The organism is Streptomyces sp. NPDC111520 (genome assembly GCF_055635295.1).
On the sequence record NZ_JBVKBW010000001.1, the window covers coordinates 125,563 to 150,879 of the forward strand.

The 25,317-nt window shown below is 73.6% G+C and carries 23 protein-coding genes; 13 read left to right on the plus strand and 10 right to left on the minus strand.

What is annotated here, in order from left to right; genetic code table 11:
• Positions 1–655 precede the first annotated feature (655 nt).
• The 4 genes from ACZ7MY_RS00570 to ACZ7MY_RS00585 form a co-directional block, all read right to left on the minus strand.
• The gene (locus ACZ7MY_RS00570) at positions 656–1,885 is read right to left on the minus strand and encodes an MFS transporter (protein WP_499598260.1); all 1,230 of its coding nucleotides are present in this window, start codon (positions 1,883–1,885) and stop codon (positions 656–658) included.
• A 94-nt stretch (positions 1,886–1,979) separates the two neighbouring features.
• Positions 1,980–2,900, minus strand: a complete 921-nt coding sequence (locus tag ACZ7MY_RS00575; protein ID WP_499599310.1) for an endonuclease/exonuclease/phosphatase family protein — start codon at positions 2,898–2,900, stop codon at positions 1,980–1,982.
• Between the two features lie 268 nt (positions 2,901–3,168).
• A complete protein-coding gene (locus tag ACZ7MY_RS00580; protein ID WP_499598262.1) occupies positions 3,169–3,813 on the minus strand; it encodes a TetR/AcrR family transcriptional regulator in 645 nt (214 codons plus the stop codon).
• Positions 3,810–5,414 (minus strand): DHA2 family efflux MFS transporter permease subunit, encoded by a 1,605-nt coding sequence (locus ACZ7MY_RS00585; RefSeq protein ID WP_499598265.1) that lies wholly within the window; start codon positions 5,412–5,414, stop codon positions 3,810–3,812. The genes ACZ7MY_RS00580 and ACZ7MY_RS00585 overlap by 4 nt, the downstream gene beginning before the upstream one ends.
• Positions 5,415–5,583: 169 nt before the next feature.
• On the opposite strand from ACZ7MY_RS00585, the gene panB reads away from it, so the two are divergent.
• The 7 genes from panB to ACZ7MY_RS00620 all read left to right on the plus strand — a co-directional run bounded on the left by panB (position 5,584) and on the right by ACZ7MY_RS00620 (position 11,621).
• On the plus strand, positions 5,584–6,474 hold the full coding sequence (gene panB, locus ACZ7MY_RS00590) for a 3-methyl-2-oxobutanoate hydroxymethyltransferase (protein WP_499598268.1): 891 nt from the start codon (positions 5,584–5,586) through the stop codon (positions 6,472–6,474).
• Between the two features lie 202 nt (positions 6,475–6,676).
• A complete protein-coding gene (locus tag ACZ7MY_RS00595) occupies positions 6,677–7,222 on the plus strand; it encodes a hypothetical protein (protein WP_499598269.1) in 546 nt (181 codons plus the stop codon).
• Positions 7,222–7,815 carry a sigma-70 family RNA polymerase sigma factor gene (locus tag ACZ7MY_RS00600; RefSeq protein WP_384290942.1) on the plus strand — a complete coding sequence of 198 codons (594 nt, stop codon included), beginning with the start codon at positions 7,222–7,224 and terminating at the stop codon, positions 7,813–7,815. Before ACZ7MY_RS00595 ends, ACZ7MY_RS00600 begins: the two co-directional genes overlap by 1 nt.
• On the plus strand, positions 7,812–8,522 hold the full coding sequence (locus ACZ7MY_RS00605) for an anti-sigma factor family protein (RefSeq protein ID WP_499598271.1): 711 nt from the start codon (positions 7,812–7,814) through the stop codon (positions 8,520–8,522). Before ACZ7MY_RS00600 ends, ACZ7MY_RS00605 begins: the two co-directional genes overlap by 4 nt.
• 234 nt (positions 8,523–8,756) lie before the next feature.
• Entirely contained in the window at positions 8,757–9,737 is a 981-nt protein-coding gene (locus ACZ7MY_RS00610; protein WP_499598274.1) for an ATP-binding cassette domain-containing protein, read from the plus strand.
• The gene (locus ACZ7MY_RS00615) at positions 9,734–10,555 is read left to right on the plus strand and encodes an ABC transporter permease (RefSeq protein WP_499598277.1); all 822 of its coding nucleotides are present in this window, start codon (positions 9,734–9,736) and stop codon (positions 10,553–10,555) included. Before ACZ7MY_RS00610 ends, ACZ7MY_RS00615 begins: the two co-directional genes overlap by 4 nt.
• Positions 10,556–10,565: 10 nt before the next feature.
• Positions 10,566–11,621 carry a PHP domain-containing protein gene (locus ACZ7MY_RS00620; RefSeq protein WP_499598280.1) on the plus strand — a complete coding sequence of 352 codons (1,056 nt, stop codon included), beginning with the start codon at positions 10,566–10,568 and terminating at the stop codon, positions 11,619–11,621.
• A gap of 75 nt (positions 11,622–11,696) precedes the next feature.
• Here the strand turns inward: ACZ7MY_RS00620 and ACZ7MY_RS00625 are convergent, their stop codons facing one another.
• Together ACZ7MY_RS00625 and ligD are read right to left on the minus strand one after the other, a co-directional pair.
• Positions 11,697–12,569: an ATP-dependent DNA ligase gene (locus ACZ7MY_RS00625; protein ID WP_499598282.1), complete on the minus strand. Its 873-nt coding sequence runs from the start codon at positions 12,567–12,569 to the stop codon at positions 11,697–11,699.
• Positions 12,570–12,582: 13 nt separating this feature from the next.
• Positions 12,583–13,482 (minus strand): non-homologous end-joining DNA ligase, encoded by a 900-nt coding sequence (gene ligD, locus ACZ7MY_RS00630; protein WP_499598284.1) that lies wholly within the window; start codon positions 13,480–13,482, stop codon positions 12,583–12,585.
• Positions 13,483–13,523: 41 nt separating this feature from the next.
• Here ligD and ku point away from each other — a divergent pair, with 41 nt between their 5' ends.
• Complete coding sequence (gene ku / locus ACZ7MY_RS00635; RefSeq protein ID WP_499598287.1) at positions 13,524–14,423, plus strand: non-homologous end joining protein Ku; 900 nt, start codon at positions 13,524–13,526, stop codon at positions 14,421–14,423.
• A gap of 14 nt (positions 14,424–14,437) precedes the next feature.
• Here the strand turns inward: ku and ACZ7MY_RS00640 are convergent, their stop codons facing one another.
• Positions 14,438–17,809, minus strand: a complete 3,372-nt coding sequence (locus ACZ7MY_RS00640) for an ATP-binding protein (RefSeq protein ID WP_499598289.1) — start codon at positions 17,807–17,809, stop codon at positions 14,438–14,440.
• Between the two features lie 985 nt (positions 17,810–18,794).
• The gene (locus ACZ7MY_RS00645) at positions 18,795–19,328 is read right to left on the minus strand and encodes a hypothetical protein (RefSeq protein ID WP_499598291.1); all 534 of its coding nucleotides are present in this window, start codon (positions 19,326–19,328) and stop codon (positions 18,795–18,797) included.
• Positions 19,329–19,560: 232 nt separating this feature from the next.
• On the opposite strand from ACZ7MY_RS00645, the gene ACZ7MY_RS00650 reads away from it, so the two are divergent.
• A complete protein-coding gene (locus ACZ7MY_RS00650; protein WP_499598292.1) occupies positions 19,561–20,352 on the plus strand; it encodes a site-2 protease family protein in 792 nt (263 codons plus the stop codon).
• Here the strand turns inward: ACZ7MY_RS00650 and ACZ7MY_RS00655 are convergent.
• On the minus strand, positions 20,345–20,539 hold the full coding sequence (locus ACZ7MY_RS00655; RefSeq protein WP_499598293.1) for a hypothetical protein: 195 nt from the start codon (positions 20,537–20,539) through the stop codon (positions 20,345–20,347). The two genes, ACZ7MY_RS00650 and ACZ7MY_RS00655, sit on opposite strands and share 8 nt — an antisense overlap.
• Before the next feature lie 62 nt (positions 20,540–20,601).
• Positions 20,602–21,318, minus strand: a complete 717-nt coding sequence (npdG, locus tag ACZ7MY_RS00660; protein WP_499598296.1) for an NADPH-dependent F420 reductase — start codon at positions 21,316–21,318, stop codon at positions 20,602–20,604.
• A 264-nt stretch (positions 21,319–21,582) separates the two neighbouring features.
• Here npdG and ACZ7MY_RS00665 point away from each other — a divergent pair, with 264 nt between their 5' ends.
• The 4 genes from ACZ7MY_RS00665 (at position 21,583) to ACZ7MY_RS00680 (ending at position 25,311) form a co-directional block, all read left to right on the plus strand.
• Complete coding sequence (locus tag ACZ7MY_RS00665; protein WP_499598298.1) at positions 21,583–22,266, plus strand: FadR/GntR family transcriptional regulator; 684 nt, start codon at positions 21,583–21,585, stop codon at positions 22,264–22,266.
• A gap of 64 nt (positions 22,267–22,330) precedes the next feature.
• Positions 22,331–22,924, plus strand: coding sequence for a hypothetical protein (locus tag ACZ7MY_RS00670; protein ID WP_499598301.1), 594 nt, complete (start codon positions 22,331–22,333; stop codon positions 22,922–22,924).
• A gap of 9 nt (positions 22,925–22,933) precedes the next feature.
• Complete coding sequence (locus ACZ7MY_RS00675; protein ID WP_499598303.1) at positions 22,934–23,893, plus strand: dihydrodipicolinate synthase family protein; 960 nt, start codon at positions 22,934–22,936, stop codon at positions 23,891–23,893.
• 143 nt (positions 23,894–24,036) lie between these two features.
• Positions 24,037–25,311, plus strand: coding sequence for an MFS transporter (locus ACZ7MY_RS00680; protein ID WP_499598304.1), 1,275 nt, complete (start codon positions 24,037–24,039; stop codon positions 25,309–25,311).
• Positions 25,312–25,317 lie beyond the last annotated feature (6 nt).

A 25,317-nucleotide genomic window follows, 5' to 3' on the forward strand; every position in this document is an offset into this window, starting at 1 on the left:
GCCGGGTTGTCCACGCCCACGGCCGGGCGCCTCGATGGTCTGAGGCGCCCGGGCCGGGGCGATGGTGCCCGTGGGCGAGTGCCGGTTCGTCTCGCGCCCTGCGGGCGCACAGCGGCCGGCTGCGGAGGGGAGGGCCGGGGGCCTGCCTTGTCTGCGGTGTGCGGGTGGGTGGTCGGCCGGGGTTCAGGCGCCGGAGCGGGGTGGGTTGTTCGTCTGGCTCGGGTCACGTTGCCGTCCGCGGGTGCAGATGGCCGGTTGCCACGCCCACGGTCCGTGGGTGGCGCGCCCGCCGTAACCGGCGTCTGCGGGTGCTTCCCCGATCCGACATCGGGCTCTGTTCCGCCGGATATACCGTCGAAAGCGGGCCCGATCTCCCGCAGACCCCCGACAGCACCCCGAAATCTCCGCAGACGCAGGTACGGGCGGGCGCGCCCACCACCGGCAGTAGGCGTGGAAGCGGCCATCCATACCCGCGGACGGCAACGAGACCCGAAGTCACCGCAACGGCAACCCGCTCCGGCGCCTGAACCCCCGGCACCCACGACCCGCACACTGCGAACAGGGCAGGCCCCCACCCTCCCCTCCGCAGCCGGCGCCGTGCGCCCGGAGGGCGCGAGACGGCGCGGCAGCCGGCGACGGCGCACCGGCGGCGCCGTCAGCCCACCCGCTCCGCGGATCGCACCACCGCGTCGGACGCCACGACGACCCGGGACGAGGACGACCCGGCAGCCGGCACCCTGGCCGCGCGCCGCTCCCACAGCCCCGCGACGGCCGCGATGCCCAGTCCCACGACCGCCAGCCCCGCACCCGCCACCGCGGGGGCCGCGTAGCCGAGGCCGCGCGCGAGCACGACCCCGCCGAGCCAGGCGCCTCCCGCGTTGGCCAGGTTGAACGCGGCCTGGTTCGCGGCGGAGGCCAGCGCGGGAGCGTGCCGGGCCTTGTCCATGACGAGCATCATCATGGGCGACCCCGTCGCGAAGGCCGCGATGCCGAGCAGGACGACCGAGAGCGCCGCGCTCCACCGGGCGTGCGCGGTGACCGTGAACAGCAGCAGGACGACCGTGAGGGCGCCGAGCCCGCCGAGGAGGGAGGGCCGCAGGGCGCGGTCGGCGAGGCGGCCGCCGAGCAGGTTGCCGATGGTCGCGCCGACACCGAAGAGGGCGAGGACGAGCGTGACGCTGCTCTCCCCGAACCCGGCGACCTCCGTGAGCATGGGCGTGACGTAGCTGTAGACCGCGAAGACCGCGGCGAAGCCGAAGATCGTGGTGCCGAGCGCCAGCCAGACCTGGCCGCTGCGGAAGGCCGAGAGTTCCCTGCGCAGGCCGCCGCCCGGGGCGAGGGGGATGCGGGGGACGAGCAGGGCGATGCCCGCGATGGCGGCGAGGCCGATGACGCCGACGGTGAGGAAGGTGGCGCGCCACCCGAGGTGCTGGCCGAGGAGGGTGGCGGCGGGGACGCCCACGATGTTCGCGACGGTGAGCCCGGCGATCATCAGGGAGACGGCGCGGGCCTTGCGCGCGGGGTCGACCATGCTCGCGGCGACGACGGCACCGACGCCGAAGAAGGCGCCGTGCGGGAGCCCGGAGAGCACCCGTCCGGCGAGCAGCCAGCCGAACCCGGGGGCGAGGGCGGAGAGCGTGTTGCCGACGGTGAAGAGGGCCATGAGGGAGAGGAGCAGGGCCTTGCGCGGCATGCGTGTGGTGACCGCGGCGAGGAGGGGGGCACCTATGACGACGCCGAGGGCGTAGCCGGAGACGAGGTAACCGGCGGTCGGGATGGAGGTGTGCAGGTCGTCCGCGACGTCGGGCAGCAGGCCCATCATCACGAACTCCGTCGTACCGATGCCGAATGCGCTGATCGCCAGTGCGAGCAGGGCGAGAGGCATGACAGGCCTTTCCGGGGCAGGGTCGGGAGCAGTTATAAGTTTAACTGCGGAACAAAGTCTGCCCGGCCCGTTCTTCCCGTGGGCGAAGAACTCGTTACGGGAGTGCTACCTTCGCCGCCACCGGCCGGTGGTCGCTGCCCGTGGCGGGCAGCACCCAGGAGTCGGTCGGCTCCGCTCCCCTGACGAGGATCTGGTCGATGCGGGCGGTGGGGAAGCCGGCCGGCCAGCTGAAGCCGAAACCGTCGCCCGCGGCGCCCTGAGTGGAGCGCATCTGGGACGTGATGTTGGCGAGCGCGCGGTCGTTCATCGTCCCGTTGAGGTCGCCCATGAGGATCACGTCGGGCATCTTCTCGTCCGCGACGGCCTCACCGAGCGCGTCGGCGCTGCGGTCGCGCTCGCCGGCGGTGAAGCCCGCGTTGAACTTGACCCGTACCGAGGGCAGATGGGCGACGTAGACCGCGACCTTCCCGTGCGGTGTGGCGGCGGTGGCGCGCAGGGCGCGGGTCCAGCCGAGCCGGATGTCCACCGGCCGCACCTGGCTGAGCGGGAACCTGCTCCACAGGCCGACGGTGCCCAGCCTGGCGTGGTACGGGTAGCGGGCCTTCAGTCCCGACTCGTAGACGGAGGCCTTCCCGGCGGGGATCTCCTCCAGCGCCACGAGGTCGGCCCCGGAGCCGACCAGGGCCTGGGCGGTGCGGGCGGGGTCGGCGTTGTCGGCGTTGACGTTGTGCGTCACCACGGTGAGGTCACCGCCGCCGGTGTGCTTGTCCGTGAGGAGCCCGCCGAAGAAGTGCAGCCACACCACGACCGGCAGCAGGACGGCGATCAGCGCGGTCGCCGAGCGCCGCAGCAGGCCCACCACCAGCAGCACCGGCAGCACGAGCCCGAGCCACGGCAGGAAGGTCTCCAGCAGGCTGCCCAGGTTGCCGACCCGGTTGGGCACCGCGCCGTGAAAGGCCATCACCACCGTGACGGCGACGGCCAGTACGGCCGTGACGATCCCCCGCCGCCACATGCCGTCGCCGAACGCCCAGTACCGCCGGAAGCGTCCGAAACGTCCGTTCGCACCCGAACCCTGCGGCTCGCCGCCGCTGTCGGTGGTCACGTCCGCGTCGTACGCCTGTGCCATGGGGGGAGTCCTCACTGTCTTGCCAGGTGCTCTGTCGACCATAGGGGATCGACGCCCGGAGGACAGGGCTCACCGGGCGACAGGTTCCCCGCCGCCCGGCGAAAAGGGCGTGCTGTGACAGAACCAGGACATTCCCCCTTGTTCCCGTGCCTGTTCAGCGCGTTGCGCGGACGCCCTGCAACACCGAGTCGACGATCAGCTCGGACAGCCCCTCCGGCAGCGTGGCGTCGGGACGCAGCATCGAACGGGACAGCATGGGGCCGATGAAGAGGTCGCCGAGGAGCTCCGGGTCGACGTCGTCGCGGAGTTCGCCGGTGCGGACACCGCGCTGCAGGACGTCGCGGACCTGTGCGCGGCGGGCCACGATGACGGTGTCGTGGTAGGCGGCCCACAGCTCCGGCTCGGTCTGGGCCTGGGCGATGACGTTGCGCAGCAGGGCGGAGGAGCGCTTGACCAGGGCCCTGCGCCGTATGAACTCCACGCAGGTCACCAGGTCGTCGCGGACCGAGCGGCCGGCGAGCCGCGGGGTCTGCTCGTCGACGGACTTCATGACGTCGAGCATCAGCGCGTTCTTGCCCGCCCAGCGCCGGTAGACCGTGGCCTTGCCGACGCCGGCGGCGCGTGCGATGCGCTCCATCGACAGTTCACCGATGGTGGCGCCCTCCTCCAGCAGGCTGAGGACGGCCTCGATGATCGCGGTGTCGGCGGCGGCGTTGCGCGGACGGCCGCGCGGGACACGCAGGGCGGGGCCGGGCGCCGCCCCGGTGTCCGGTCCCGTCGCCGCGCGGGTGCCGGTCACCGCTCCGCCCCCACCGGGCTGGCCTCGCGTTCCTCGCCGCCCGCGGGGCGGGCCCCGGGGGTCCGGCCGGGCAGGAAGACCAGGACGACGAGCATGCCGAGCAGCGCGACACCGCTGGCGACGTAGGCGGTGACGTGCATGGCGTCGAGGAAGGCGTCCGTGGCGGGGGCGATCAGCGCCTTGCCCGCGGGGCCCATGCCCTCGGCCACGGCGCGCGTGGCCTCGATGGACTCGCCGGCCTGGTGCTGGACCCCGGCGGGGAGGCCCGCGAGGTGGTCGGAGATGCCGTCACGGTAGACCGTCGACATCAGCGAGCCCAGGACCGCAACGCCGAGCGCGCCGCCGACCTGCCGGAAGGTGTTGTTGACGGCGGAGCCGGAGCCGGCCTTCTCGCGCGGCAGGGAGGACATGATGGCGACGGTCGCGGGCGGCATCACGTGGGCCATGGCCGTGCCCATGAGGAAGAACAGCACCTCCAGCTGCCAGATCGGGGAGTCGGCGTCGAGCAGCTGGAAGCCGAGGAAGCTGAGCGCTATCAGCCCGAGCCCGGCGGCGCAGGTGGTGCGGGCGCCGACGCGGTCGACGACCAGCCGGGCGCGGGGGGCGAAGACCAACTGGGCGATGGCGAGCGGGAGCAGCAGCAGGCCGGACTCCAGGGCGGTGTAGCCGCGCACGCTCTGGGTGTAGAAGACCATGAAGAAGGTCACGCCCATGAGCGCGAAGAAGACCAGGCCGATCGCGGAGACCGAGGCGGAGAAGGTCGGGTTGCGGAAGTAGGAGACGTCGAACGCGGGGTGGCTGCTGCGGGCCTCGTGCCAGACGAAGGCGCCGAGCACGACGATGCCGCCGATGATGGTCGTCAGGGCGGTGGGGGCGGTGAAGTCGGCGAGCTGGCCGCCCTTGATGATGCCGTACACGAGCAGCACCAGGCCGACGATGGAGAGCAGCACGCCGACGGGGTCGAGCCGGCCCGGCCGCGGGTCGCGGGAGTCCGGGACGAGGAGCACCATCGCGACCAGGGCGACGGCGATGATCGGCACGTTCACCAGGAAGACCGAGCCCCACCAGAAGTGGTCGAGGAGCAGTCCGCCGGTGACCGGGCCGATGGCTATCGCGAGGCCCACCGCGCCGGTCCAGATGCCGATCGCCTTGGGCTGCTCCTCGCGCTCGAAGACGTTGATGATGATGGCGAGCGTGGCGGGCATCACGAAGGCGCCGCCGAAGCCCATGACCGCGCGGAAGGCGATGAGTTCGCCCGAGGAGCCGGCGAAGGCGGAGAGCACCGACCCGACGCCGAAGACGGCCATGCCGAAGAGCAGCACCTTCTTGCGGCCGAGGCGGTCGCCGAGCAGGCCCGCGGTGAACAGCAGGCCGGCGAAGACCAGCGTGTAGGAGTTGATCGCCCATTCCAGCTCGCTCTGGGTGGCGCCCAGGCCGGTCGGTGCGGGCTCGGCGATGGTCTTCATCGCGACGTTGAGGATCGAGTTGTCCAGGACCACCACGAGGAGGCTGAACAACAGGACGGTCAGGATTCCCCAGCGGCGGCGGTGTACGGCCTCGGGAACGGTGGGGCTCGGCGGCTGCGCGGTGTCGGCGGGCATGTCGCCAACGTAGCCCCGAATTCCGATACGGGACCGTTTCGTATTGTAAAACCTCGGCAAAAGGGGAGTGGCGGACGTCCCCTTTTGCGCGGGCGACGGAGCGTGTCAGCATGGAAGCGGTCCGGGGACGCCGTCAGGGCGCCTCGAGATGACACAAGGAGCAGTTGCAATGACGCACGCCGTTCCGGCTGCCCAGACGCCCGCCCCGTCCGCTCCCTCCGCTCCCGACAGCAGCAAGGCGCTGTACGGCGGCAAGGGGACACGGCGGATCACCGTGCGTGACATCGCCGCCGCCAAGGAGCGCGGCGAGAAGTGGCCCATGCTCACCGCCTACGACGCCATGACCGCCTCCGTCTTCGACGAGTCCGGCATCCCCGTGCTGCTGGTCGGCGACTCGATGGGGAACTGTCACCTCGGCTACGACAGCACCGTCCCGGTCACCCTGGACGAGATGACGATGCTGTCCGCCGCCGTCGTGCGCGGCACCAAGCGCGCGATGGTCATCGGCGACCTGCCGTTCGGCTCCTACCAGGAGGGCCCGACGCAGGCGCTGCGCAGCGCGACCCGGCTGGTCAAGGAGGCCGGGGTGGGCGCCGTGAAGCTGGAGGGCGGGGAGCGCTCCGCCCAGCAGATCGAGCTGCTCGTCCAGGCCGGCATCCCCGTGATGGCCCACATCGGCCTCACCCCGCAGTCGGTCAACGCCTTCGGCGGCTACCCCGTCCAGGGCCGCGGCGAGGAGGCCGCGCAGCAGCTGCTGCGCGACGCCAAGGCGGTGCAGAACGCCGGCGCCTTCGCCGTCGTGCTGGAGCTGGTCCCCGCCGAGCTGGCCGCGGAGGTCACCCGCATCCTGCACATCCCGACGGTCGGCATCGGCGCGGGCGTGGAGTGCGACGCCCAGGTGCTGGTCTGGACGGACTTCGCCGGGATGACCGGCGGCCGGGTGCCGCGCTTCGTCAAGCAGTACGCGGCGCTGCGCGAGACCCTCGGCGGCGCGGCGAAGGCCTTCGCCGAGGACGTCGTGGGCGGCGCCTACCCGGCCCCGGAGCACAGCTTCCACTGACCTCCCCACGACCTGTCGCGGCGCCACGCGCGACCTCCCCCCAGGCGGTGCGACCCACCGCCGGCTTCCGCCCCGGGAACCCCCCTCCCCGGGGCGGAAGTTTTTTCTGGGGACGTTGAGCACACCGGCCGCCGCCCCCGTATGAGTTGGCAACCGCCCACCAGGGGCGGAGCACCGACGACACAGTGCCGGGGGCCGTGGCATGAACGTTCCGAAGTTGCGCCGATCAGTGGGGGCGGGGGCATTCGCCTCGGCCGCGCTGATCGTCGCCACCGCCTGCAACGCGGGCGTCGACGCCGCCAGTCCCCCGGTGGGCGCGATCCAGGCCTCGCAGCCGGCACCGGCCCCCGGCCTCCGGACCGTCGACAACGCCCAGCTCGGCAGGCTGGTCACCGACGAGAAGGGCTGGGTCCTCTACCGCTTCGAGAAGGACAAGCCCAACCCGCCGACGTCCAACTGCGCCGACGAGTGCGCGGCCCGGTGGCAGCCGGCCGCCGCGGTCTCGGACACCCAGGTGCAGGGCGTCGACCAGAACCTGGTCGGCAGCGTCAAGCGCCCGGACGGCACCCTGCAGCTCACGCTCAACGGAATGCCGCTCTACCACTTCACCGGCGACGAGAACCCCGGCGACACCAAGGGCCAGGGCGCCGACAGCTCCTGGTACGCGGCGACCCCGGACGGCGCGAAGGCGGGAACGACCGCGCAGCCGAAGAGCGCCTCCTCCGAGAACGGGTCAGACCAGTACTGATGGGACAGCAGGCATTGAGAGGACTCGACCCCCGTCGATCAGTAGGGCAGGATGCGCTCGTGGCCGACCATCGCTCTGGTGGGGTCCCCGAAGAGGACCTCATGCGAGCGCTCTACCGCGAACACGCGGGCGCGCTCTTCGCATACGTCCTTCGGCTGGTCGGTGGTGACCGCTACCTGGCCGAGGACGTCGTGCAGGAGACCCTCCTGCGCGCGTGGAAGAGCGCGTCCCGCCTCGACCCCGGGGCCCGTTCCCTGCGGCCGTGGTTGGTGACGGTCGCACGGCGGATCGTGATAGACGGCCACCGCAGCCGTCAGGCACGGCCCCCGGAGGCCTCCCCGGCCGCCCTCGACCAGCTCCCGGCCGAGGACGAACTCGAACGCTCCCTGAGGCTGATGACGATCTCCGACGCACTGGAAGATCTCACCGAGGCCCACCGCCAGGTGCTGATCGAAACGTACTTCAAGGGCCGGACGGTCAACGAGGCCGCGGCGGCGCTGGGGGTACCGCCCGGCACCGTGCGCTCCCGCGTCTTCTACGCCCTCCGCTCCCTGAAAATCGCTCTTGAGGAAAGGGGTGTGACCACCTCGTGACGGTCTACGGTTACGGCTCCGGGGCAGGTACCCCCCACGACCCGCACGTCGACGTCGGGGCCTACGTCCTCGGCGTGCTCGACGACGCCGACATGGCGCGCTTCGAGGAGCACCTCGCCGTCTGCCACCAGTGCGGGCAGCAGCTCGACGAGTTGAGCGGCCTCGTGCCGGTGCTCGCCGAACTCGCCCCGGCCGGTGCGGGCGCGCCCCTGCCGCCCAGCGGCGACAAGGTGCTCGGGCGCCTCCTCGGCAAGGTGTCCGACGAGCGCAAGACCCGCGCCCGGCGCAGGATGTTCGCGCTCGCGGCCTCGGTGGCGCTGATCGTGGCGGCCCCGACCGCCGCGGTGCTGGCCTCCGGCGGCTCGGACGACGTGCAGGCCCGGGTGTACGCCGAGCAGTTCAAGGGCACCGACAACTCCACCGGCGTCAAGGCGACGGTCGGGGTCAACGAGAAGAAGTGGGGCAGCGAGGTCGGCCTCACCCTCGCCGGGGTCCAGGGCCCGCTGACCTGCCGGCTGGTCGTCGTCGGGAAGGACGGCTCCCAGCAGACGGTCGGCACCTGGAGCGTCCCGACGGCCGGCTACGGCACCTCCGACCAGCCCAACCCGCTGACGCTGGACGGGTCGGCGGGCATGCAGCCGGACGACATCTCCCGCTTCGACGTCGTCACGTCCCAGGGCCAGCGACTGGTGTCGGTCACCACGTAGGCCCTGCGGGCCTGATGCCGAAGGGGGGACGCGCGATGCGCGTCCCCCCTCGGCTTTCCCCGGTGGAACGCGGTGCGGCGGGCCGGCGTCAGGCGCCGCACCCGGCCGGGCGGCCGCCTCCGCGGGGCCGAAACGGCCCCGTTCCACGCGGCGCCGGCCCGTGTCGGGGGCGTGTCGGTGGGGCTGTCAGCGATATGTCGGCGCCGTGTCGGTGGGGCGCGCGACCGTGGCGGCATGACACAACGAGATGCCAAGAGCGCGGACGCCGCCGTCAGGGTGCGGGGGCTCGTGAAGCGCTACGGGGAGACGAAGGCCCTCGACGGGGTGGACCTGGACGTGCGGCAGGGGACCGTGCTCGGTGTGCTGGGGCCGAACGGCGCCGGCAAGACGACGCTGGTGCGGATCCTGTCCACGCTGATCCGGCCGGACGCCGGCACGGCGACGGTGGCCGGTTACGACGTGGTCGAGCAGCCCCGGCAGCTGCGCCGGGTGATCGGGCTGACCGGGCAGTACGCCTCGGTCGACGAGTCGCTGTCCGGCCGCGAGAACCTCTACATGATCGGCCGGCTGCTGGACCTGTCCCGGCGCGACGCCCGCGGCAGGGCGGACGAGCTGCTGGAGCGGTTCTCGCTGACGGACGCCGCCCGCAAGCCCGCCAAGGAGTACTCCGGTGGCATGCGCCGCCGCCTGGACCTGGCGGCGTCGATGATCGGACGCCCGGCGGTGCTGTACCTGGACGAGCCGACCACCGGCCTGGACCCCCGCACCCGCAACGAGGTGTGGGACGAGGTGCAGAACATGGTCGCGGACGGCACGACCGTGCTGCTGACCACGCAGTACATGGAGGAGGCCGAGAAGCTCGCGCACGAGCTGACGGTCATCGACCGCGGCCGGGTGATCGCCGGGGGCCGGGTCGAGGAGCTGAAGGCGAAGGTCGGCGGCCGGACGCTGCAGGTGCGGCCGGTGGACCCGGGCGTGCTGGACGCGATGGCGGCGGCGCTCGGCGCGGGCGCGCGGGCCGTGGCGGACCACGCGGGCGGTGTGCTCAACGTGCCGATCCTCAGCGACGAGCAGCTGACCGACGTCGTGGCCGCGCTCGGCGCGCACGGCTTCGCCATCGCCGGCATCGACACCCATCTGCCCAGCCTGGACGAGGTGTTCCTGGCCGTCACGCACGGCAGCGGCACCCGGGACCGAGAGGAGCTCGCGGCATGACCGCCGTCACCGTCCCCGCGGGGAACGCCAAGGCCGTGACCGCCGATCCGCGGATCGGGCTGCGCGCCAACCTGCGCCACATCGGCGCCCTCGTGCGGCGCAACGTCCTGCAGATCCGGCAGGACCCGGAGTCGATGTTCGACGCGCTGCTGATGCCGATCGTCTTCACGCTGCTGTTCGTGTACGTCTTCGGCGGCGCGCTCGAGGGCAGCCAGGAGAAGTACGTCAACTACATGGTGCCCGGCCTGATGGCCATGATGGGCATGAACATCGCCATGGCCGTCGGCACGGGCGTCAACTCGGACTTCAAGACCGGGGTGATGGACCGCTTCCGGACGATGCCGATCGCCCGCTCCTCCGTGCTGATCGCGAAGATCGTCGTCGAGATCGGCCGTGCGCTGGTCGCCACGGTGATCCTGCTGATCATGGGCTTCATCCTCGGGCTGCACGTGGACAACGGGGTGTTCGGGCTGCTGGGCGCGGTGGTGCTGTCGCTGGCCTTCGGTGCCTCGCTGATGTGGGTGTTCATCCTCCTGGGTCTGGTCGCCCGGACCCCCCAGTCCGTCCAGGGGCTCGCCATGATCGTCGTCCTGCCACTGCAGTTCGGGAGCTCGATCTTCGCCAAGCCGACCACCATGCCGGGCTGGCTGGAGGCCTTCACCCGCTACAACCCGCTGTCCAACCTCGCCGACGCCTCCCGCAACCTGATCAACGGCGGCGCCGTCGCGCACTCGGCGATGATGACGGTGATGTGGGCCGTGGGCATCACGGTGATCAGCGCGCCGCTGGCGGTGGCGAGGTTCCGCAACAAGACCTGATCCTGGAGGCATGGACCCCGTCGAGGCGCTGGACCGGATCGCGTTCCTGCTGGAGCGGGACGGCGCCCCGACGTACCGGGTCCGTGCCTTCCGGGGTGCCTCGGCCGGGGTCGCCGCGCTGCCGCCGGAGGAGCTCGGGCGGCGCGCGGACCGGCCGGGCGGGCTGGAGGAGCTCAAGGGGCTCGGTCCGAAGACCGCCGCCGTCGTCCGGGAGGCGCTGGCGGGCCGGCGGCCCGCCTACCTCACCCGGCTGGAGGAGGGCACCGCGGACACGCTCCGGCGGCCCGCCGGAGACGCGGGCGGCCGGATGCGGGCCGCGCTGCGCGGCGACTGCCATCTGCACTCCGACTGGTCCGACGGGGGCAGCCCCGTCGAGACGATGGCCCGCACCGCGTGGGAGCTGGGGCACGAGTGGGCGGCGCTCACCGACCACTCCCCCCGGCTGACCGTCGCCCGCGGGCTGACCGCCGAGCGGCTGCGGGCCCAGCTGGAGGTGGTGGCCGAGGTCGGGACCCGCCTCCCCGCCCCCTTCCGGCTGCTGACCGGCATCGAGTGCGACATCCTCGCCGACGGCGCCCTGGACCAGAACGCGGAGCTGCTGGACCGGCTGGACGTGGTCGTCGCCTCCGTCCACTCCAAACTGCGCATGGGCCGGGACGAGATGACCCGGCGCATGGTCTCGGCGATCAGCAATCCGCTGGTGGACGTGCTGGGCCACTGCACGGGGCGGCTGGTGTCCGGGAAGCTGCGCCCGGAGTCGGAGTTCGACGCGGACCTGGTCTTCGCCGCCTGCGAGCGCTTCGGGGTGGCCGTGGAGATCAACAGCCGCCCGGACCGCCTCGACCCGCCGCGCCGGCTGCTGCGCAAGGCCGTGGAGGCCGGGGTGCTCTTCAGCATCGACAGCGACGCCCACGCCCCGGGCCAGCTGGACTGGCAGATCTTCGGCTGCGCCCGCGCCGAGGAGTGCGGCGTCCCCCCGGAGCGGGTGGTCAACACCTGGGACGCGGACACCCTGCTGCGCTGGACCCGTACCCGCGAGGTGCCCGCGGCGGCGGCTCAGGCCTGAGCCGTTGCCCGGTCGGCGGGCGCCCTCCGCTGCTCAACGGACTTTCGGGGGCGAGGCGGGGAACGCCTCGCCGGGTCAGTCGTCGGGGCGCAGGCGGAGCACCGTGGTGAGGGCGTGGCGGCCCTCGCCCTGGAGGATCTCGACGGGGAGCGGGGCGGGCAGCGGGTGGTAGGGGGTGCCGTCGTCGAGGGTCGCGGCGGGCGGGACCGGCGGGGCGAGGAGTGCGGTGAGCCGGCCGCGGAGGGAGGCGTCGAGGGGCGCGGAGGCGTAGGGGCCGTCGCCGAGGTCGAGGACGAGGGCGCGGGGGGCGCGGGGGGTGCCCGTGAAGCCGATGGCCTCGGCGTCCTGCGGGACGGCGTGCCGCAGCTTGAGCCAGTCGCGGCGGTCGGGGCGGTAGCGCTGGCCGAGGCCCTTGACGACCAGGCCCTCGATGCCGGCCGGGGCGAGCGAGGCGTACCAGTCGACGGCCTCGTCGCGGTCGGTCGTCATGGGTACGGCCTGCAGCGGCGGCCCGAGGGGCGCCAGCAGGCCGACGAGGGCGGCGCGGCGCTCGTGGTACGGCCGGCCGCGCAGGTCGGTGCCGCCGGCGGCGAGCAGGTCGAAGGCCGCGTAGTTGGCGGGGAGGACGGGGCCGCGGGGGGAGCCGCGCAGGGCACGGCGCTGCAGGGCGCCGAAGTCGACCCGGCCGTCCCGCCAGATGACGACCTCGCCGTCGAGGACGGTGCCGTCCGGCAGCGCCGCGGCGGCCTCGGCGATCTCGGGGAAGGTGGCGGTCACGAGCCGGCCGGAGCGGGTCTGCAGGCGCACGGGACCGGTGAGGACGACCATCCGGTGGCCGTCGAACTTGGGCTCGTAGGCGCACCCGCCGGGAAGGGCGTCGGCCGCGGGGACGGTGTCGACGCGGCGGGCCAGGGCGACGCGGACCGGGAGCGGAAGAGGGTCGCTCACCGGGGGCCGCCCGTCACGGCAGGGTGCCGCGTCCGGCGGCGTCGTCCAGGGCGGCGAGCAGGTCGCCGTGGTCGGCGACGCGCCGCAGGACCTCCTCGGGGGTGAAGGCGAGGTCCTCCGCCGTCCGGCAGGAGGCGACCTCGTCCCAGGTGACGGGGGCGGCGACGCCGGGCCGGTCGCGCAGCCGCAGGGTGTAGGGGCAGGCGGTGGTCTTCGCGGAGGCGTTCTGGGACCAGTCGATGAAGATCTTCCCGGCGCGCAGGCTGCGGGTCATGGAGAACACGACGAGGCCGGGGTGCTCGTCGCGCATACGGGCGGCGAGCGCCTTGGCGTAGCCGGTGGCGGCGGCCTCGGCGGCGGGCCGCAGCGGCGCGTAGAGGTGCAGCCCCTTGCTGCCGGAGGTGACGGGGAGGGCGGTGAGCCCGTCGTCCTCCATCATCTGCCGCAGGCGTTCGGCGACCCGGCAGCACAGGACGAGGTCGGCGCCCTCGCCGGGGTCGAGGTCGAGGACGAGCCGGTCGTGGGCGTCGCGGCCGCCCGCCGTGGTCCACTGCGGGACGTGGAGCTCCCAGCCGCCGAGGTTGGCCATGGCGACCAGGGCCGGGACGGAGTCGACGACGACGTGCGGCTCGTCGGCCTCCCCGGCGGTGGTCACCCAGTCGGGCGTGCCGGCCGGCGGGCGTTTGGCGAACCAGCGCTGGGCGTGCGGGCCCTCGGGGGCCCGCACGAAGGAGGCGAGGCGCCCGGCGGCGTGCGGCACCAGCACCGGGGCGATGCTCGCGTAGTACTGCAGCAGCTGCGCCTTGGTGTGGCCGGTGACCGGGAAGACGACCTTGTCCAGGTGGGTGAGGACGACGCGGCGGCCGTCCACCTCGACCGTCTGCCGGTCGGGCGAGGCTGACGGGGCGGGCATAGTCTGGAAAGTCCCCGGAAAGGGACGAAAGTATGCGATCCATGTGGAAAGGTGCGATCGGCTTCGGGCTGGTCTCCATTCCCGTCAAGCTCTACGCGGCCACCGAGGAGCACGGCGTCTCCCTGCACCAGGTGCACGCCGAGGACGGCGGCCGCATCCGCATGAAGCGGTTCTGCGAGAAGGAGGGCAAGGAGGTCCCCTACGCGGAGATCGCCAAGGGGTACGAGGACGAGACCGGCCGCACGGTGGTGCTCACCGACGAGGACCTGGCCGCCCTCCCCCTGCCCAGCAAGAAGCTGATCGACGTGCTCGCCTTCGTCGACGCCGACGAGATCGACCCGCTGTCCCTGTCCCGGGCCTACTACGTCGGCGCCGAGACCGCCGCGGCCAAGCCGTACGTCCTGCTCCGCGAGGCCCTGAGCAGCAGCGGCAAGGCCGCCGTCACCAAGATCGCGCTGCGCACCCGCGAGTCGCTGGCGCTGCTGCGCGTCCACCAGGACGTGCTGGTCCTGCACACCATGTACTGGCCCGACGAGGTCCGCGCCGCGGAGGGCCTGGCGCCGCCGGAGAAGGTCACCGTGCGGCCGCAGGAGCTGAAGATGGCGCAGAGCCTGATGGAGACCCTTTCCGAGGACTTCGACCTGGAGTCGATGCACGACGAGTACCAGCACGCGCTGGACGAACTGGTCGCCGCCCGGCTGGAGGGCGAGCCCGTCCCCGAGATGGCCGAGGTCACCAGCGCCCCCGACAACGTGGTGGACCTGATGGCGGCCCTCCAGGCCAGCATCGACGCCCGCGGCGGGGAGAAGGCCGGCGCGAAGAAGACCGCCGCCGGCAAGGCCCCGGCGAAGAAGGCCGCCGCCAAGAAGGCCCCCGCGAAGAAGACGGCGGCCAAGAAGACCACGGCGAAGAAGGCGGCGCCCCGCAAGAAGGCCGGCTGAGGCGGCCGGAGGGGTCAGACGGGCGCGCGCAGCAGCTCGACCGCCTCGGCGAAGACGAGCCCCTCGCCCTCACGGTAGGCCGCCGCGAAGCCCTCCTCGCCCAGGTAACCGCGCAGCCGCACCGCGTCCTCGTCCAGGCTCGCCCGCTCCCACGGGGTGCAGGCGGTCTGCCGCAGGGCGTCGTGGGCGCCCAGCACCACCGCGGCGCGCCGCGCCGGACCGTGGACGTCCTCGCCCTCCCGAAGACCGGCGATGCCGGTGAAGAGCGCGACGCCCGGCGGGAACAGGAGCACCCCCAGGCGCGGCCCGATGACGGGACTGAGCGGGTGCCCCTCCATGTAGGCGACGGACTCGGCGAGATGGGGCAGCCCGCCGTACGGGTCGCCGGCCATGCCGGTGAGCCAGCCGCGGACGGCGGCGAGGAGCCCGACGATGAACGAGGGCATCCCGCGCGGCGGGGCGGCCTGCAGGGCGTCGAGCAGCGCGAAGGCCTCGTCCAGTTCACCGCGCCGCGAGAGCAGGGCGATCAGCAGCACCTTGCCGTAGTAGCCCGCGTCGTCGCCCACCGGCCGGAAGGCCTCGGCCTCCGCCACCCCCTCGCGGATCAGCCGCTCCCCCTGCTCGATGTCGCCGGCGTTGGCGAGGGCGTCCCCGAGCCGGACCTTCATGATCGGGACGTGCTGGTACGCGCCGAGCTTGCGGGCGAGTTCGATGGCCTCGCGGCAGCTCTCCGCCGCGCGGGCCCAGTCGCCGGCGTTGGAGCTCGCCTCGGCCTCCGCCGCCAGCGCCTCGGCCATGCCCCAGTCGTCGCCGACCCTGCCGAACAGCTCCCGGGCCTCGCGGATGTCGTCCATGGAGGCCTCCAGCCGGTCCTCCACGTCGTTCATCACCTTGGCGCGGAACTGCAGCGCGAACGCCAGCTCCCACACCCGGCCGTGCAGCCGGCAGCTCGCCACCGCGTCGTCCATGAGCTCGGGCATGCGGTCGAAGCGCCCGGTCAGCATGGCGCCGAGCACACGGAACAGCCCGGGGCGGAGGCTGGACTGCGGCAGTTCCGGCGGGTAGGCCTCGATGATCGCCTCGCCCAGCCCGACCAGCCGCGGGTCGTTCCACACGTCGTGCTCGCCCATGAACGCGAACACCTCGGCGGTACGCACCCAGCGCCGCGCCTCGGTGAGCTGCAGCGGGGTCATCGGCAGCGGGTCCTCCAGCGGCGCGCGGTCCAGCGGCGGCAGCCGCAGCGGCTCGGCGAAGGCGTCCACCGGGCTCATCGCGGCCACCACGGTGGGCCAGTACCCCATCTCGCTGCGGTAGTTGCGCATCTCCCAGAACCAGCCGCAGGCCAGCACGAGGCAGAGCGCCTCCTGCTCGTCCCCGGTGTCCACCGCCCGGCGGATGGCGGCCCGCAGGTTCTCGTGCTCGCGCTCCAGCCGGTCCAGGCAGCGCAGTTGGCCCGGGCCGCGCAGCTCGGGATCGGCGGTGCGGACGTACTCGCGGAAGTACGCGGTGTGGCGGCGCCCCACGGCGTCGCGCTCACCGGCCTCCGCGAGGCGCTCGGCCGCGTACTCGCCGATGGTCTCCAGCATGCGGTAGCGGGCGGCGTCCTCGGCGAGGTCGACGACGACCAGCGACTTGTCGACGAGCGAGGCCAGGACGGAGGCGACGTCACGGGCGTCCACGACGCCGCCGTCCTCACCGTCGTCACCGCACACCGCCTCGGCGGCGGCCAGGTCCCAGCCGCCGGCGAACACCGCGAAGCGGCGCAGCACGACCCGTTCGGCCTCGCTGAGCAGGCCCCAGCTCCAGTCGACCACCGCGCGCAGCGTCTGCTGGCGGGGCAGCACGGTGCGGCTGCCCGCGGTGAGGATGCGGAAGCGGTCGTCGAGCCGGTCCGCGAGCTGACGTGGCGTCATCATCCGCAGCCGGGCCGCGGCCAGCTCGATGGCGAGCGGCAGCCCGTCGAGCCGACGGCACAACTCGGCGCAGGCCTCCGGGTCCTCGTCCGGCGTGAAGCCAGGGCGGGCCGCCGCACCCCGGTCGGCCAGCAGCCGCAGGGCGGGGGTCCGCGGCAGCGGGTCCAGCGGCCGGATCAGCTCCCCCGGGACACCCAGCGGCTCACGGCTCGTGGCCAGCACCGCCACGCCCGGGCACTGCGCGAGCAGCCGCTCCGCGAGCTCGGCGGCGGCGCCGATCACGTGCTCGCAGTTGTCCAGCACCAGCAGCATGCGGCGCTCCGCGCAGTACTCGGTGAGCTGCAGCAGCGGGTCCTTGGCCGCGGCACCCTTCGCCTCCGCCGACAGCGCCGCCTCGGTCGCCGAGGCGGGGTGCAGCAGCGTCTCGCGCAGACCCAGCGCGTTCACCACGGCGACGGCCACGGTGCGGGGGTCCTCGACGGGGGCGAGTTCGGCGAACCACACGCCGTCCGGCCAGTCCCCCGCGACCAGGTCCCCGGCCTCCTGCGACAGCCGGGTCTTCCCGGTGCCGCCGGGGCCGGTGACGGTGACCAGCCGGGCGGCCGACAGGTCCGCCGCGATCGCGGACAGGTCGGCCTCCCGGCCCACGAAGCTGGTCAGTCGGGCGCGCGCGTTGCCGAGGCGCGGTGCGGTCATGGGGGGTGGGGCGGGGGCGGGGGTGTTTGCGGGGGTGTGTGCGGGGGCGGAAGGATTCAGCAGCTCGGCGTGGAGGGCGCGCAACTCCGGGCCCGGATCGGTGCCCAGCGTCTCGGCGAGCTCGCGCCGCACCTCCTCGTACGCCACCAGCGCGTCGGCACCCCGGCCCGCCTCGCGCAGCACGCGCAGCCGCAGCACCTGCACCGCCTCGTTCAGCGGATGGGCCACCGCCAGCTCCACGGCCTCCGGCAGCACCTGCTCGGCGCGGCCGAGCCCCACCTCGGCGGTGATCCGCAACCGCCGGGCGTCCAGCCGCAACGCGTCGTAGCGGGGCGCGACGGCCACCCGGTCCGGCAGGTCGGCCAGCACCGGACCGCGCCACAGCGCCAGCGCGGAGTCCAGGGCCTCGGCCGCCTTGGCGGCGTCGCCGTCGGCGAGCGCCCGGCCGCCGTCCTCCACGAGCCGCTCGAAGCGGTACAGGTCCACGGCGTCCGGCGTGGCGACCAGGCGGTAGCCGCCGTCCGCCGAGCCGACCGCCTCGTGCCCCACCGCCCGCCGCAACCGCGCCACCAGCGCCTGCAGCGCGCCCGTGGCGTCGGCGGGCGGCTCGTCCTCCCACACCTCGCCGATCAGCGCCTCGCTGGTGCGCACCCGGCCGGGGCGCAGCGCCAGCGCGGCGAGCAGCGCCCTCAGGCGCGTGCCGGACAGCGGCACGGCGGTGCCGTCTTCGCGGTGGGCCTGGGTCGTCCCGAGGATGCCGTAACGCACGCCCCCCATTCTGTCCGAGGGCGGCTGCGCCGTGCGGCCCGGTTGTTGTGTGCGGCCCGGTGGTTGTGTACGGCCCGGTTGTTGTGTGCGGGTGCGCTGTGGTTTCTGTTGGGGTTTCTCCCCCGCCCTCCCTCCCGATTGCCCGGCATGGTTGGTGCGAGCCTGCGCTCTGTGGGTTGGTTGGCCGGGGGCGGGGCCTCCGGGGTGTGCATTCTGTACCGCATATTTATGTGCATGGCGGGGAGCACTCGTCGGTGCCGTCTGTGCCGCACATCAAATACACGTCAGCGTCCAGAACGCCCACCCCTACGACCCCACCCCCTCCGTATCGACGGCGACCAGCGGCCGGTGGGTGGTCACAAGGCGGTCCGGGGGCACCGCACCTGTCCAACGCACCCCTCACCGACCGTCATGCGCCCACACGAGGAGGGTGCCGCCCAGGGGTGGGACGGGGCCGGGAGGGGGCACCAGGAGCGGTCCGGGGTCACCTCGGTTGCCTAACTGACCCCCCACCGGCCGTTGTGCACCCATACCTCGGGAGGGGGTGTGTCGGGGTGCTCCCCCTGGCCGAAGGCCGCTGGGGAAGACGAGCGGGGGACCCGGCACGGAGTGATGTGGGCTCGCACCGTGGGGCGGTGGGGGCCAGAGACCGTTCGGGACGCCCCGGACCGCCTCCTTACCCCCACCGGGCGTTGTGCGCCCATACGACGGGAGGGGGTGTGGCGGGGCCCCTGGCCGAAGGCTGGGGAGACGAGCGGCGGACCCGGCGCCGAATGATGTTGGGCCAAACCACGAGCGTTCTGGGGGTCCCCCCGGCCGAAGGCTGGGGGAGTGCGCCGGCGCGGCGCCGACCCCATACGTACTTGCGCAGACCCGCACCAACCGCGCCGGATGGGGGGTCCTCCCGGCCGAAGGTTGGGGGAGGGCGGGCGGACGCCCGCCGCAGGCGCAACGGACCCGCACACAAGCAACCGGCCGCAACCATGGACCCCGGTCAGAAGGCGACGCAGGCACTCGCACGGAACCCCGCAAGCCGCGCCGTGACGAATCCGTCCCGGTCCGCCCCGGGCGCCCCCTCGCCCCCGTACCAGCGGACCTCCCCCGGCTCCAGGCCCTCGAACTGCTCCGCCGTGAAGTCCACGTGCTGCGTCGACCACGAGTTGTCCCGGGTCCAGCCGTACAGGCTGTACGTGCGGTGCGCCGCAAAGGGCAGGGACGCCGGCACCTCGGTGCGCCACCCCCTGCCGCCGCCCTCCAGCGACCACACCGTGAACCCCGTCACCGGCCTCCCCCGGCTCCACCTGCCGAGGTGGTCCGACGACTCGTCCGCGTCCGCGTCGGAGTCGGAGTCGTAGAGCGTGGCCCCGTCGATGTGGTCGTGGCACACCAGCATCACCCCCAGCGGCCTGCCGTCCTCGCTCACGGCGATGCCGGTGACCCCCGCCGGTGGCACGCCGCACCCGGTCAGTGTGCCGAGCACGGCCGCGATGCCGACCAGTGTCGGCACGACGACCCCCGTCCGCGTCATGGCTCCCCCCGCTCCCCCGGCCCCCGCCGGACACCCCCAGCGTGCCCCCGTACCCCGTACACGGGGAACCGGTCCGGGCCCGATCGATGGCGGATCGCAACGCGGGCGCAGGAACGTACGGCGTTGGCGGAGCGTTGTCCCGCCGTGGGTTTGCCCGGCGGCAGCCGGATGGCATGATCGGGCGGCCAGGACCACGACCGATGACGCACCGCCTCCGCAGGAGCCCCGAACGATGACGACCGCAGCAACCCGCAGTGAACGGCGGATCAGCCCGATCTTCCTGGGCCTGGTCGCGATCATGGCCGTCTCGGGCTGGGCGGTGTGGACGGACTTCTCCACCAGCACCGGCTTCGCCGTGTTCCTCTTCGTCGTGTCCGGCTGGGTCGTGTCCCTGTGCCTGCACGAGTACGCGCACGCCCGCACCGCGCTGCACGGCGGCGACATCTCGATCGGCGCCAAGGGCTACCTGACCCTGAACCCGCTGAAGTACACGCACGCGCTGCTGAGCATCGTGCTGCCGGTGATCTTCGTGATCCTGGGCGGGATCGGCCTTCCCGGCGGCGCCGTCTTCATCGAGCGGGGCAGGATCCGCGGCCGCTGGAAGCACAGCCTGATCTCGGCGGCGGGCCCGCTGACCAACGTGGTGTGCGCGATCGCCCTGCTGCTGCCCTTCACGCTGGATCTGGTCGACTACCGCGACCCGGCGCAGACGCCCTTCGCGTCCGCGCTGGCGTTCCTGGCGATGCTGCAGGTCACGGCCTCGATCCTGAACCTGCTGCCGGTGCCGGGCCTGGACGGCTACGGCGTGATCGAGCCCTGGCTGTCGTACCGGACGCGGCGCCAGCTGGAGCCGTTCGGCCAGTTCGGGCTGCTGGCCGTCTTCGGTGTGCTGTGGATCCCCGAGGTCAACGCCGCGTTCTTCGGCTTCGTCCACTCCGTGACGGCGGCCTTCGGGATCCCGGACTGGCTGTCGAGCCTGGGTTACGCGTACTTCCAGTTCTGGAAGGGCGACCCACTCAGCTAGCGGTCCCCGGCTCGCCGGCCTCCCGCTCCGCCTTCCCCTTGCGCAGGTAGTACCAGCACATGTTGCTGGTGAGGCCGGCGATCAGGATCCAGAGGACGCCGAGCCAGCTGCCCTCCACGAAGGAGACGACGGCGGCGGCCACGGCGAGAGCGCACAGGACGAGCGCGTAGAGGGCGAGGCGGGGCATGGGGGGCGGCTCCTGTCGGGTCGGTCGCGAACCCGCCCATTGTCCCCCATGCCCCCGCGGCCCTAGACGTCGGTCAGGCGCAGACCGGCGTGGGCCTTGTAGCGGCGGTTGACCGAGATCAGGTTGGCGACCAGCGCCTCCACCTGGTGCGCGTTGCGCAGCCGGCCGGCGAAGACGCCGCGGATGCCGGGGATGCGCGCGGCCAGGGCCTGGACCAGGTCGGTGTCGGCCCGGCTGTCGCCGAGGACGAGGACGTCGGTGTCGATCGAGTCGACCTCCGGGTCCTCGAGCGTGACCGCGGACAGGTGGTGGAAGGCGGCGGTGACCCGGGACTCCGGGAGCAGCGCGGCGGCCTGCTGGGCGGCGCTGCCCTCCTCCGGCTCGAGGGCGTAGGCGCCCTGCTTGTCGAAGCCCAGCGGGTTGACGCAGTCGACGACGAGCTTGCCGGCGAGCTCCTCGCGCAGGGACTCCAGGGTCTCGCCGTGGCCGTCCCACGGGACGGCGACGATGACCACGTCGCTGCTGCGGGCGGTCTCCGCGTTGTCGGCGCCCCGTACGCCGAGGCCGATCCGGTCGGCCGTGGCCTGGGCGCGTTCCGCGGCGCGCGAGCCGATGATCACCTGCTGCCCGGCTTTGGCGAGCCGGTACGCCAGGCCGCGGCCCTGCGGGCCGGTGCCGCCGAGGACGCCGACGACGAGGCCGGACACGTCGGGCAGCTCCCAGGGGTCCTTCGCCGGCGCCTTGGGGGCGGGGGTCTCATTGCCACTGTCAACAGTCATACCGCGATCCTGCCAGCTGGGGACGGTGCCCGGCCCGCGCGGACGCTGTGACGCGCCCCTCGCCGCCCGGTGCCCCGCGGTACGGGAAAGCCCCCTTCCGCACCGGAATTGGCTCGGCGGACGACGGATGTGAGGTATGACATCGGTGTTGCCTCCTGATGCGGCCGCGGGGCGGACGCAGGACGTCCCTCGTCCCGCGGGGCCCGGAGGGGGCACTGACGGAACGTCAAAGGTGCGCGACAGCACAGGGAAAGGCGGCCACCCGTGACCAGAACCGCCGGCAAGGGCCGCGGCCCGGGACTCCAGGACCGCATCGTCGAGCTGATCCACGAGCAGCGGCTCGCCCCGGGCGCCACCCTGCCGACCGAACCGCAGTTGATGGACCTGCTCGGTGCGAGCCGCAACAGCGTGCGCGAGGCGGTGCGGGCGCTGCAGGCACTGGGCATCGTGGAGATCCGGCACGGCACGGGCACGTTCGTCGGCGAGGCGCCGCTGCGGGTGCTGATGCCCTCGCTCACCTTCCAGCTGCGGTCCCGGGTACGGGCGCTGGCCGACCTCGTCGCGGTGCGCGAGCTGCTGGAGGTCGGCCTGATAGGCGAGGTCGCCGGGACGATACCGGACCGGCGGCTGGACGAACTCGACGCGCTCGCCTCCCGGATGGTCGTCGACCCGGATGCGGACCGGGCCTTCCACGCGCTGCTCTACTCCTCCTGCGGCAACGAACTCGTGCTGCAGCTCCTCGACCTGTTCTGGAGCGCCTACCACGAGGTCGGCGCCGCCCTGGTGCCCGCGGACGACCCGGTCGAGCGGGTCGTCGCCAACCACCGCGCCGTCGTCGGCGCGCTGCGCACCGGGGACGCGGGCGCGGCCAGGGCCGCCATGCGGCGGCACTTCACGGACGTGCGGGAGCGGGTGTCCCGGGCGCTGCCCGCGGACACGACCGGCTGACCCCTTCGGGTGAGCGGGGCGCGAAGCGGGGCCGGGCGGGGGCGCGGTCCGCGAGGATGCGGGGATGGATGCCGTACGGGTCGAGGTCGTCCGTGAACTGCTCGCCGGGAGCGAGTGGCCGGAGCTGACCCGGTCCTTCGCCGGCTCGCTGCGCGGGGCCGTCCGCCGGGGGCCCGCCGGTGGGCTGCTGCTCGTCGGCAGCGGGGATTACGAGCCCTGGCACATGGCGGCGCATCTGGACGACGAGGCGGCCTGGAACGGGCTGCCGGAGCTGTCCCCGACGCTGGTGCGGCACCGGGTTCCGCCGGGCGCGCCGCCGCACCTGGCGGTCGGCACGGCCCGTCTGGAGGCGGCGCGCAGGGGCGAGACGGTGCTGGTGGTCACGCCCGAACGGGCCGAGGCCGGGCTGCTGGAGCGGGTGGACGACGCGCGGCGCTCCGGCGCGACGGTGCTGGCGATGGACGCCGGCGACCCGGAACTGCGCGGGCTGGCGCATGACGCGCTCACCGTGCCGCCGGAGCCCTCCGAGGTCGGCATGGACGTACTGCAGCACCTGGTCAGCGCGGCGGCCGGGCGCCGGGTGCGGCTGCGGGACCGGCTGCCGCGGCTCTCGCGGCTCGCCGAGCAGTTGGTGTCGCCGCCGCCGGCGAGCTGGTAGAAGCGGTCCATGACGGCAACCGGGACCGATCCGCTCCGCCCGCTGCGCGGGGTCGTACCACCTCTGTGCACCCCGTTCACGGAGACGGGGGACGTCGACACCGCGGGGCTGCGCGCCCTGGTCGGGCACGTGCTCTCGGCCGGGGTGCACGGGGTCTTCGTCCTGGGGTCCAGCGGCGAGACGGCCTTCCTCACGGACGCGCAGCGGCGCACCGCGCTGACGACGGTCGTGGAGGCGGTCGGCGGCCGGGTGCCCGTGCTGGCCGGTGTCGTCGACATGACCACCCCGCGTGTCCTGGAGCACGCGCGCGCCGCCGTCGCGGCGGGCGCCGACGCGCTGGTGGCGACCGCGCCCTTCTACGCGGCGACGCATCCGGTGGAGATCGCCGACCACTTCCGCCGGGTGCGGGACGGGGCCGGCGGGGTGCCGTTGTTCGCGTACGACATCCCGTCCGCGGTGCACACCAAGCTGCCCGCGGCGACCGTGCTGGCCCTGGCGGAGGAGGGCACGCTGGCCGGGCTGAAGGACAGCAGCGGCGCGGACGGCCCCATGCGCCGGTTGCTGACGGAGCTGCGCCGACGCGGCCTGGACTCCTCCTTCGCCCTGCTGACCGGTTCCGAACTGGCCGTGGACGGCGCCCTCCTGGCGGGCGCGCACGGGGTCGTCCCGGGGCTCGGCAACGTGGACCCGCACGGCTACGTACGGCTCCACGCGTACGCCGTCGAGGGACGCTGGCGCGAGGCCGCGGCGGAGCAGGACCGGCTCGCGCAGCTCTACGCCATCGTCGACGCGGGCGCGGACTCCACGCCGATGGGCCCGGTCTCCTCCGCTCTGGGCGGCTTCAAGGCGGCGCTGCGGCTGCGCGGCGTCATCGGCTGCGCGGCGACGGCTCCCCCGCAGGTCCCGCTGGACGACACCGCCGTCGCCGTGGTCCGGCAACGCCTGGCGGCCGCGGGCCTGATGCGCTGACGGCGACGCCCCGGCCACCGGTGCGCACGTGGTCCCGAGGCGGCCCGGACGGCGCCCGGATGTGAACGGGCCGTGCCGTCACCGGCGCACGGGCCGGAAAACCCGGTTGCGCCGGCGGGCCCGCGCGCGGAGCATGCGACCTCGTGTCCAGACTCCTTCCCGACCTCGCACCGTGGCGGACCTCGCGCGACTTCCGCCTGATGTGGTGCGCGGGCCTGATCACGACCTTCGGCAGCTTCCTGACCTTCGTGGCCGTCCCGGTCCAGGTCAAGGAGCTGACCGGCTCCACCCTCGCGGTCGGCGCCCTCGGCGCCGTCGAACTGGTGCCGCTGATCGTCTGCGGCCTCTACGGCGGTGCGCTCGCGGACGCCCTGGACCGGCGCAAACTCATCCTGTGGACGGAGGCGGCCCTCGGGGTGCTGTCGGCCGTGCTGCTGGTCAACGCCCTGCTGCCGCGGCCGGTGCTCTGGCCGCTATACGTGGTGGCCGCGCTGACCAGCGCGCTGGGCGGGCTGCAGCGGCCGGCCCTGGACGCGATCGTGCAGCGCATCGTCCCGCACGGGCAACTGACCGCGGCCGCCTCGCTGAACGCGCTGCGCTGGCAGATCGGCGCGATCGCGGCGCCCTCCCTGGCGGGCGTGCTGATCGCGTACGCCGGTCTGCGGTGGGCGTACGCCATCGACGCCCTCACGTTCGCCGTCTCCGTCGTCCTGGGCCTCGGGTTGCGGCCCTCGCCGCCCTCCCACGACGCGAAGCGCCCGTCGCTGAGCTCGATCGCGGAGGGCGCGCGCTACGCGTGGAGCCGCAAGGAGCTGCTGGGCACCTATGTGGTGGACATCGCCGCGACCGGACTGGCCTTCCCGATCGCCGTGTTCCCCTTCATGGCGGACGACCTGGGCGCGCCCTGGTCGCTGGGCCTGATGTACGCGGCCCTGCCGGCCGGTGCGCTGCTGATGAGCCTCACCGGCGGCTGGTCGTCGCGGGTGCACCGGCACGGGCGGGCCGTCGTGCTGGCCGCGGCGGCCTTCGGGCTGTGCATGGCGGCGGCCGGCTGGTCCCGCGACGTGTGGGCGGTGCTGGCCTTCCTGGCGCTGGCGGGGGCGTTCGACATGGTCAGCGGGGTGTTCCGGGCCACGATCTGGAACCAGACCATCCCCGACTCGCTGCGCGGCCGGCTGGCCGGCATCGAACTGCTCTCCTTCACCGTCGGCCCGCAGTTCGGCCAGGTGCGGGCCGGCGGCTCGGCGGCGCTGCTGGGCCTGCGCACCTCGGTGTGGACGGGCGGGCTGGCCTGCGTGGCGGCGGTCGGGGCGCTGGCCGCCTGCCTGCCGACGCTGATGGCGTACGACGCCCGGACCAACGAGCACGCCGTGAGCATGCGGAAGGCGGCGGAGGACGCCGTGTCCTCCGCCGCCTGACCCGTG